Raw genomic sequence first — 10,000 nt, 5'->3', positions numbered from 1 at the left:
GGCTCTGAATCCGGTATTCCGAAACCGGCGTACGTTTGCCGTAGCCTTTGGTCGTTACGATCAGAACGTCCAGCTCAGGGTCGACGACGTCCATGCCGATGACTTGGTCGTTCTCGTCAAGGGTAATGCCCTTAACCCCGGTAGCCGCTCTGCCCATCGAACGCACGTCGCTTTCAGGGAAACGGATCGACATCCCTTGGGCCGTACCCATGATGACTTCTTGATGCCCATCCGTCAGCTTCACATCAATCAATGTGTCGTCTTCACGGAGGTGAACGGCAATCAATCCGCCCTTACGGATATTGATATAGTCTTCGATCGGCGTTTTCTTCACGACCCCGGAACGGGTAGCGAAGAACAGATACTTGTCTTCATCGAAGCGTTCGACCGGAATGACCGCATTGACGGTTTCGCCCTGTTCGATCTGAATCAGGTTGATGATCGGGGTTCCCCGTGCCGTCCGGCCAAGCTCCGGAATTTCATACGCCTTAAGACGGTAAGCCTTGCCGCGGTCCGTGAAGAACATCAAGTAGTGGTGCGAGTTCGTTACGAATAGATGCTCCACGAAGTCGTTGTCCTTGGTGTCCATTCCGACGACGCCGCGTCCCCCGCGTTTTTGGCTGCGGTAAGTGGTAAGCGGCAGACGCTTGATATATCCGGTATGGGTGATCGTAATAACGACCTCCTCTTGCGGAATCAAGTCTTCGTCCAGGATGCTTTCCTCGCCCACCAAAATTTCGGTACGACGCTCATCGGAATATCTGTCGCGAATCTCCTGCAGCTCATCGCTGATGATTTGCAAGACGAGCGATTCATTGGCCAAAATCTCACGGTACTCCGCGATCCTTTGCATCAGTTCCTGATACTCGGCCTCAATCTTCTCGCGTTCCAAACCGGTCAGACGTTGCAGACGCATGTCCAGAATCGCCTGGGCCTGTTCCTGACTGAGACCGAAGCGTTCCATCAAGCCGGTTCTGGCGATATCCGTCGTTTGCGAAGCACGAATCAAAGCGATGACTTCATCGAGATGATCCAGAGCGATGCGCAAGCCTTCCAGAATATGAGCCCGAGCTTCCGCTTTTTTCAGTTCGAATTCCGTGCGCCGACGAATAACTTCGACCTGGTGCTGCAAATAATGTGAGAGGACCTCTTTGAGCGTTAAAATCTTCGGCTCATTGTTCACAATCGCAAGCATATTGATTCCGAAAGTGCTTTGCAGCGCCGTATGCTTGTACAGATTATTTAAGACGATGTTCGGATTCACGTCGCGGCGAAGTTCGATAACGATCCGCATGCCGTTACGGTCCGACTCGTCACGCAAGTCAGTGATCCCGTCAACCCGTTTTTCCCGAACCAATTCGGCGATTTTTTCCACCAAACGCGCTTTGTTGACCTGGTAAGGAATCTCATCCACGATAATACGGGCTTTGTTATTATGCTCCTCGATCCGGGTTTTAGCCCGCATCGTAATGGATCCACGTCCCGTTGTATAAGCCTGGCGGATACCCGTCCGTCCGATAATATAACCGGCGGTAGGAAAATCCGGGCCTTTGATATAATCCATCAAATCCAAGGAATCCAGATCCGGGTTGGCGATCAGCGCCTGAACCCCGTCAATGACTTCTCCCAGATTATGCGGTGGAATATTTGTTGCCATCCCTACGGCAATCCCCGATACCCCGTTGACCAGCAAATTCGGGTAACGTGCCGGGAGCACGACCGGTTCATGTTCCTCTCCGTCGTAGTTCGGCATAAAATCTACAGTTTCTTTATTGATATCACGCAGCATCTCCAAGGCGATCTTGGAAAGGCGCGCCTCCGTATATCGCATTGCCGCCGCAAAATCCCCGTCAATCGAACCGAAGTTGCCATGACCCTCGACAAGCATATAACGCATGGAAAAATCCTGAGCCATCCGCACCATCGTTTCATAAACCGCAGAATCACCGTGAGGGTGATACTTACCGATGACTTCGCCGACGATTCTCGCCGATTTCTTGAACGGCTTGTCGGGATGCATGCCTAGCTCGTTCATCGCGTACAAAATACGACGGTGAACCGGCTTGAGCCCATCCCTTACGTCCGGCAAAGCACGGCTGACAATGATGCTCATCGCATAATCCATAAAGGATTCGCGCATTTCCACATTAATGTCCCGATCTATGATTTGCGACATATTTTCTTCCGCCATGCTGGACCTCCTTCAATAATCTATCCAAGCGCCTATGCAAATGGGATCGTATTTGGGCAGAACAACCCGCCGACGATTAAATCATTATATTCTTTCACATTTCGTGAACGATTAAACGTGTCGGCTTCAAGTCCCATTTCAGATAGGCACCCATAAAATGGGGATGTGTCCATTCCCATTTGTTCCACTCTTCATACACTACGAATATAGGCATTTTCAGAGGTTGTTCTAGATAAGGTTCAAAAAACTTAGAAAATCCCCATATCTTATAATTATACCATTGTTTATCTCTTCTGTCCTATGTTTTTCATGCCTCAAGCAAATCCAGCCGGGATTTTGGAAAGGAAGGTTTACCGTTTGAGTATCCAACGCATTGCGAGCAAATGGGAAAAAACGATCATCCTGAATCAAAGGGAGCAATTGCGCCCCTACATCCCCGAAACGAAAAAATATACTTTTGAGCATCTGAAGGAAATGGTCGACAAGTACGGCCTGGTTTATGTAAAACCGGACCGGGGAACCTACGGCAACGGCGTCATGAGTATAGAGCCCTGGAAGGATAGCCTGGAATCGGAGGACGCGCAGCAGCAATACAAACTCCGTTTCGGAATTCAAAGCGAGCTTTATCCGACGTTGGAAGAACTGCATGCCGCCTTGTCCCAAAAAATCGGAAAAAGCTTTTACCTGATCCAAAGAGGGATTCGGCTGCTAACCTACAGGCGGCGTAAATTCGATATCCGTGCGCTCGTTCAAAAGACACCGAACAGAACTTGGGAAACGACCGGGTTTATCGGACGCGTTGCCGCCCAACAAAAAATTATCACGAACTACCATGGGGGCGGAAGCGTCATGCTGATCGAGGAACTGCTCGGCCCTTATCTCGATTCCAAGCAATTCGCAAATCTCTATAGGGAAATGAAACAAGTCGGGATACTCACTGCCGTCCAATTATCCCGCAAATTTCCGCGCCTTAAGGAAATCGGCCTCGATATCGCCATCGATGAAGACTTCCGCATCTGGATTTTGGAGGTGAACACGCTGCCGGCGCTTTTTCCGTTTAAAAGAATGCAAAATAAAGAGATCTACAAAAAAATTCGTAAGTATGCGGTGGCGTACGGCCGGTTGAAAAAATAAAAATGGGCGGTCTTTTCATTCCGAATTTTAGGGAACCAAAGACCGCCTCCTTTATTTAAAACCGAGTATCCAAGGAAAAATGTTTCACGTGGAATACTTTATGCATATATTTTTTGGCCAATACTAAAAAACCCCGCCGCTAAGGCGAGGTTTCTTGAAAGATATTAAATATCCAGATTTTTAACGGTTCTCGCATGCTCATGAATAAATTCACGACGCGGTTCAACATTGTCTCCCATCAGCGTATCGAAAATAGCGTCCGCCTGAATGGCATCCGAAATCGAAACCTGCTGCATGGTCCGGCTTTCCGGATCCATGGTCGTTTCCCACAACTGCTCCGGATTCATCTCGCCGAGACCTTTATACCGCTGAACGTTGACCTTGGCGTTCTCGCCGAACGAGGCGATGATTTCGTCCCGTTCTCGTTCGGACCCGGCATAGCGGATCACTTTATTGCGCTCGACTTTGAACAGCGGCGGCTGGGCAATGTACACATAGCCCGCTTCGATGATCTTGCGCATGTAGCGGAAAAAGAACGTCAGAAGCAATGTCCGGATATGCGCGCCGTCGACGTCGGCATCGGTCATGATAATTACCTTGTGATAACGGGCCTTCGAAATATCGAATTCCTCGCCAATCCCTGTGCCGAGCGCCGTAATGATCGCCCGGATTTCCGCATTGCTGAGAATGCGGTCCAGACGGGCCTTTTCCACGTTCAGGATTTTACCGCGCAGCGGCAAAATCGCTTGGAAATGACGATCCCGCCCCTGCTTCGCCGATCCGCCCGCGGAGTCACCTTCGACGATGTACAGCTCACTGATGGAGGCGTCCTTGGAGGAGCAGTCCGCCAGTTTACCCGGCAGGGCGCTGACTTCGAGCGCGCTCTTGCGTCGGGTCAGCTCGCGCGCCTTGCGGGCCGCTTCCCGCGCCCGGGAAGCTTGCAGCGCTTTTTCGAGAACGCGCCGGGAAACCGATGGATTCTCTTCCATGAATTCCTGAAGCTTTTCGGCAAACAGGGATTCCACGATTCCGCGCACCTCGCTGTTGCCGAGCTTGGTTTTCGTCTGTCCTTCAAACTGCGGCTCGGGAATTTTGACGGAAATAATGGCGGTCAAACCTTCCCGCACGTCATCCCCGGTCAAGTTCGAATCATTATCCTTGATCATGCCGTTTTTGCGCGCATAATCATTAATGATTCGCGTCAACGCACTCTTGAAGCCCGATTCGTGCGTACCGCCCTCATGCGTGTTGATGTTATTGGCGAACGAAAAAATATTTTCCGTATAGCTGTCGTTGTACTGCAGCGCGATCTCCACCTGGATCATCTCGCGGGAGCCTTCGACATAAATCGGCTGCTCGTGCAGCACTTCTTTATTTTGATTCAAGTATTTCACGTATTCCTTGATCCCGCCCTCGTAATGGAACGAGTCGGATTCGCCGGTACGTTCGTCGGTCAAGGAAAGATTGATGCCCTTGTTCAGGAAGGCAAGCTCCCGAATCCGGGTCAACAATGTGTTGTAATCATAGACCGTGGTTTCCGTAAAAATTTCCGGGTCCGGATGGAACGTCGTTTTGGTCCCCGTATGGTCGGTATCGCCCACAACCTTGACATCGTATTGAGGAGCGCCGCGATGATATTCCTGCTGATAGACATGCCCGTCCCGGCTTACCTGCACAACCACCTTTTCGGAAAGTGCATTCACGACCGATACGCCGACCCCGTGAAGACCTCCGGAAACTTTGTATCCCCCGCCGCCGAATTTGCCGCCTGCATGAAGAACGGTCATAACGACTTCCAAGGTGGATTTTTTCAACTTCGGATGCTCCCCGACCGGAATCCCGCGCCCGTTATCGACTACGGTCACGCTGTTATCCTTATGGACGGTCACATCGATTTTGTTTGCATAGCCCGCCAAGGCTTCGTCAATACTGTTGTCGACGACTTCCCAGACCAAATGGTGCAGGCCCCGTACGCTCGTCGAACCGATGTACATACCCGGACGTTTACGAACCGCCTCAAGGCCTTCAAGTACCTGTATCTGACTCTCATCATACGATTGTTCGTTCATAGACAATGCCTTTCACCTACTTCTATAGATTCTATGATCAACGGTTTACACCATAGATTGTACGTTCGTCTTCTTCTTCAACGTAGCGGAGGATATCGGCGAATAATATACGGTGGTTTTGGTAACGACTATGGACTTTGGCTCTTCCTCTCCGATCCGCATGATCTGCTTCTCTTTTAAGGCATGGCTGACGAATTGCTTGGATATTTTGGACGATTTCTCAATCGAAATATCAAAGATCGCCACAAGCTCCGAAGATCGGATGACCTTCTCCCCGCCCAAATGAATGTACATCGTCTTCCTCCGTTTCTACCGATGGACTTGTCCTTCCTGAACATGAAAAATGCTGGCGTCCTGAAGACGGCTGGCATTGAGACTTTCAATCCCCGTCGCCGTGATGAACGTCTGCACTTTGCTTTGAAACGTTTCGATCAATTGAGTTTGGCGGTATGGATCCAGCTCGGACAAAACATCGTCAAGCAGCAGTATCGGATATTCTCCGATTTCCTCGTGAATGAGCTCGATTTCCGCCAGCTTCAGCGATAGCGCCGTCGTCCGCTGTTGGCCTTGAGAGCCGAAGCTTTGCGCTTCATTTCCGTTGATATGAAAAGCCAAGTCGTCACGGTGTGGCCCGGACAGGGTCATTCCGCGGCGGATTTCCTGATCCTTCGTTTGTGATAACTTTATCATAAATTGCTCCAATAAGACAGCTTCATCTTCTTCTTCGGCCTGGCCGAAGGACGGCAAGTAGGATAATTTTAGGTCTTCCCCGCCTCCGGTAATGCCTTCGTGAATGTGCTGCGCCCATTTTTGCAGTTTTCTTATAAATTGTTTCCTTTTCCTGATAATTTTAACACCATGCTCCGCCAGCTGCTCATTCCAGATTTCGAGCATCGTTCCGATGTCCGAACTGGAGCCCCAAGCCTGTTTGAGCAAATTGTTGCGCTGAACCAGCACTTTCTGATATTGCTGAAGGTGAAACAGGTAGCTCGGCTGAACTTGACCGATTTCCATGTCCAGGAAGCGGCGCCGGACCCCCGGCGTCCCCTTGACGATTTCCAGATCCTCGGGGGCAAACATCACCGCATTCAACGCCCCGATAAAATCGCTCAGCTTTCGCTGTTCCAGTCCGTTCAGCTTTGCCCGTTTGCCCTGCTGGGAAAAACGCAGCTCCAGGCCGACCGTCCCGTACTTACGCTCCACCTCCGCGGTGACCGTCGCGTGATCCCCTCCAAAGGAAATCAGCTCTTTGTCCTTCGACGTCCGGTGCGATTTGGTCAGTGCCAGAACCAGCAAAGCCTCCAGCAGATTCGTCTTCCCCTGGGCATTGCGGCCGATCATCAAATTGACGCTGCCGAAGGAATCCAGCGACAGGTTTCCGTAATTGCGGTAATTGGTGAGCGACAATGATTTGACAAACACGTGATCTCAGGCCTCCCAAAGCTCCCCCTGCATGTTACGTTACAGGTTCAGAAGCCTTCAACTTCCTACTGCTCGCCGCGAACCACTTGAAAAACGCCGCAGTCCGCCACTTCAATCTGATCCCCGGGATAGAGCTTCCGCCCGCGGCGGTCCTCCGGCTCCCGGTTTACTTTAACGGCCCCCTCTTGCAGCAAGGCTTTGGCCATTCCTCCGGTAGAAACGCAATCGGCCAGCTTCAAAAATTGATCGAGCTTGATATATTCGCTTGTTATTTGAATATTTTTCATGGGGATCGTAATACCTCTCTTTAATTAAAGGTCAGAAATCCAAATAAAGAGTCAAAAATCCAAATTTTCAGCACCGAGAAGGTTGGATGAAGCAGAGCTTTTCTTCGTGATCAAAGTTTGAATTTTTGAGTTACCTTTTTTAGTTTGTTGTGCGGTATGGAAGGATGAGGTATAGCCCTTGGCTGTCATCCATCGGCTTGACGATAATCGGGCTCATGGCTCCCGTAAAGCCGATATGCAGCTGCTCGCTTTCCACAACCTTCAGGACATCGAGCATATATTTGGAGTTAAACGAAATCCGCAGCGGATCCCCGGTGAAATTAGCGAGTTCCAGCTGCTCGGTAACCTTACCGAGTTCGGATGAACTGGACGATATTTCGATCGTGCCGTTTTCCATCGTCTGCAAGCGAACGATATTGGTCTTTTCCTCGCGGGACAGCAAATAGGCGCGGTCGATCGATTCGCTTAGTTTTTTTGTATCCAGGACCAGTTCTGTTTTGTAGGTTGTCGGAATAATCTTGGAAGTATCCGGATAAGTCCCGTCCAAAATCCGGGAGTAGAACAAGACGCGGTCGATTTTGAACAGCACCTGGTTGTCGGCAACGACGATCTCTACCCGTGTGTTTTGGTCAGGGATGATTTTGCTCAGTTCGTTCAACGTTTTGCCGGAAATCACGATATTGCTGAAACGAACGTCGTTGGCATCGTCCAGCTCCGCCGTACGGCTTGCCAAACGGTGACGGTCGGTGGCCACGAACTTGAACTGATTGTCGCTCAAATTCCACAAAACTCCCGTCAGAACCGGTGAGCTTTCGTTGGTGGAAATGGAGAACACCGTTTGTTTGATCATCGTTTTCAACAGATCGCCGGGAATGGAAATGACTTGATCCTCTTCAATGCTCGGCAGAACGGGAAATTCTTCCGGATCCAAGCCGACCATCTGAATATCCGTCGCGCCGGAACGAATTTGGGTTTTGAATCCTTCAAGCACTTCCATCTCAATGTCCGAGGAAGGGAGCTTTTTGATAATTTCGACGAAAAACTTGGCAGGCAGCACGACGCTTCCCGTCCGTTCGATATGCATAATCTGTTTATCATGATCTTCAGCCGGAATAAAGGCCTGGATCGAAATATCAGTGTCGCTCGCGGTCAGCGTCATTCCCTGAAAATTAACCTCGAGCTTGATCCCCGTCAAAATCGGAATCGTCGTTCGGCTGGAAATCGCCTTGGATACGTATTGGATCGATTCGTTCAGTTCATCCTTCAACACACGGATTTTCATAAATTCAACTCCTAAAAGTTTTGTCATAAAAATGATTTCATAAGCATAAGCTTAATTTCATAGCGCACCAGCTTCGCTTTCTTACCTCGCTTAAACTCCTTTTTCGGAATTCTGAAAGCGGCAAAGCCGCGATTGCTGAGATGATGTATATCTTTAAATAATTAGTAGAAGAAGTAGTAGGGGCCCTGAATATGTGGATAACGGGCCGGATTATATGAAATGAAGCCTATCCACATGTGAATATCATGTGCATAGGCTTATAGCTTATTCAGGTTAAGTTTTTAATTTTCTCGGTGATGTTGTTGATAACTTTATAGAGATCCTGGTCAGTCTTGAGCTGCTGGGTTATTTTTTCATGAGCGTGAATGACCGTCGTATGATCTCGCCCTCCGAAAGCATCCCCGATTTTAGGCAGCGAAAAATCCGTCAGTTCCCGAGATAAATACATGGCGATTTGGCGGGGGAAGGCGATGGCCTTCGTCCTTTTGCGCGCCTTGAAATCCTCAAGCCTCAAATTATAATATTCCCCGACCTTTTGCTGAATGTCCTGGATCGTAATCATCTTCGGCCGGCTCGACGGAATGATGTCCTTCAAAGCCTCGGCGGCCAGATGCGTCGTGATATCCTGGTTAATCAGGGAGGAGTAGGCGACGACGCGGATCAGCGCGCCCTCCAGCTCCCGGATGTTCGTATCGATTTGATTTGCAATATACATCATCGCTTCGTTCGGGATGTCCAGGTTTTCCGCCTTGGCCTTTTTGCGAAGGATGGCGATCCGGGTTTCCAGGTCCGGCGGCTGAATATCCGTGATCAAACCCCATTCGAACCGGGATCTGAGCCGTTCCTCCAAGGTCGGAATTTCTTTGGGCGGACGGTCACTGGATATGATGATTTGTTTCCGTTCCTCGTGCAGCGCGTTAAAAGTATGGAAAAATTCCTCCTGAGTGGATTCCTTGCCGGCGATAAACTGAATATCGTCAATCAACAGAATATCGACGTTCCGGTATTTGTTGCGGAAGCTCTCGGCACGGTTATCGCGGATCGAGTTGATAAATTCGTTCGTGAATTTCTCGGAAGAAATGTAGACGACTTTGCTGCTGGGGCTGTGTTCCAAAATGTAGTGGCCGATCGCATGCATCAAATGCGTTTTTCCGAGTCCCACGCCTCCGTACAAAAACAACGGGTTGTATGCTCTGGCGGGCGCCTCCGCTACGGCAAGGGATGCGGCATGTGCAAATCGGTTACCGGAGCCGATGACGAAGGTATCGAAAGTGTATTTCGGGTTCAACATATTGGAAACGCTTTCCTCCGCTTGGATGGGTGCGGGCGGTTCCTTGTATACTTGAGTTTGCTCGGGAGCGGCGGATTCCTCGATGACGAAAGAGACGTCCACTTGCTTGCCCAGGTATTCATATACGGTAGTAGCCACCAGCTTCGTATACCGGCTCTCCAGCCATTCCACCGCAAAGGTAGTCGGGGCGGAAATCACGATCTGGCGATCGTTCAGAGAGACAATTTTGGTTGCTTTGAACCATGTATCGAAGCTCGGCTTGCTGAGTTTGGTTTTGATAATGGATAGAATGTGCTGCCATATATCGGAGGTATGGCTATCCAC

The 10,000-nt window shown here is 50.0% G+C and carries 8 protein-coding genes (1 of these 8 cut by a window edge); 1 reads left to right on the top strand and 7 read right to left on the bottom strand.

The genetic code is table 11. The features are described 5' to 3' along the window. A protein-coding gene (gyrA, locus tag ACSFXJ_RS00040) for a DNA gyrase subunit A (RefSeq protein ID WP_435923226.1) crosses the window boundary here: on the bottom strand, positions 1-2,191 show its 5' portion. It extends 341 nt beyond the left edge of the window; 2,191 of the gene's 2,532 nt are visible here — the first part of the coding sequence; its start codon is at positions 2,189-2,191; its stop codon lies off the left edge, out of view. 357 nt (positions 2,192-2,548) lie between these two features. On the opposite strand from gyrA, the gene ACSFXJ_RS00035 reads away from it, so the two are divergent. After that, complete coding sequence (locus ACSFXJ_RS00035) at positions 2,549-3,325, top strand: YheC/YheD family protein (RefSeq protein WP_435923225.1); 777 nt, start codon at positions 2,549-2,551, stop codon at positions 3,323-3,325. 164 nt (positions 3,326-3,489) lie between these two features. Here ACSFXJ_RS00035 and gyrB read toward each other — a convergent pair whose 3' ends face one another. The 6 genes from gyrB to dnaA form a co-directional block, all read right to left on the bottom strand. Further along, positions 3,490-5,394: a DNA topoisomerase (ATP-hydrolyzing) subunit B gene (gene gyrB, locus ACSFXJ_RS00030; RefSeq protein ID WP_435923224.1), complete on the bottom strand. Its 1,905-nt coding sequence runs from the start codon at positions 5,392-5,394 to the stop codon at positions 3,490-3,492. Positions 5,395-5,439: 45 nt separating this feature from the next. Continuing rightward, on the bottom strand, positions 5,440-5,688 hold the full coding sequence (gene remB, locus ACSFXJ_RS00025) for an extracellular matrix regulator RemB (protein WP_435923223.1): 249 nt from the start codon (positions 5,686-5,688) through the stop codon (positions 5,440-5,442). Positions 5,689-5,703: 15 nt separating this feature from the next. Next, positions 5,704-6,816 (bottom strand): DNA replication/repair protein RecF, encoded by a 1,113-nt coding sequence (recF, locus tag ACSFXJ_RS00020; protein ID WP_435923222.1) that lies wholly within the window; start codon positions 6,814-6,816, stop codon positions 5,704-5,706. A gap of 65 nt (positions 6,817-6,881) precedes the next feature. Then, positions 6,882-7,103, bottom strand: coding sequence for a S4 domain-containing protein YaaA (gene yaaA, locus ACSFXJ_RS00015; protein WP_435923221.1), 222 nt, complete (start codon positions 7,101-7,103; stop codon positions 6,882-6,884). Between the two features lie 139 nt (positions 7,104-7,242). Further along, positions 7,243-8,385 (bottom strand): DNA polymerase III subunit beta, encoded by a 1,143-nt coding sequence (dnaN, locus tag ACSFXJ_RS00010; RefSeq protein ID WP_435923220.1) that lies wholly within the window; start codon positions 8,383-8,385, stop codon positions 7,243-7,245. Positions 8,386-8,653: 268 nt separating this feature from the next. Beyond that, entirely contained in the window at positions 8,654-10,000 is a 1,347-nt protein-coding gene (gene dnaA / locus ACSFXJ_RS00005; RefSeq protein WP_435923219.1) for a chromosomal replication initiator protein DnaA, read from the bottom strand.

Origin of the sequence: Paenibacillus salivarius (genome assembly GCF_051307165.1) — a bacterium.
Taxonomy (GTDB): domain Bacteria; phylum Bacillota; class Bacilli; order Paenibacillales; family Paenibacillaceae; genus Fontibacillus.
Note: the sequence above shows the minus strand (reverse complement) of the source record. Positions and strands in the feature narration are given on the sequence as shown.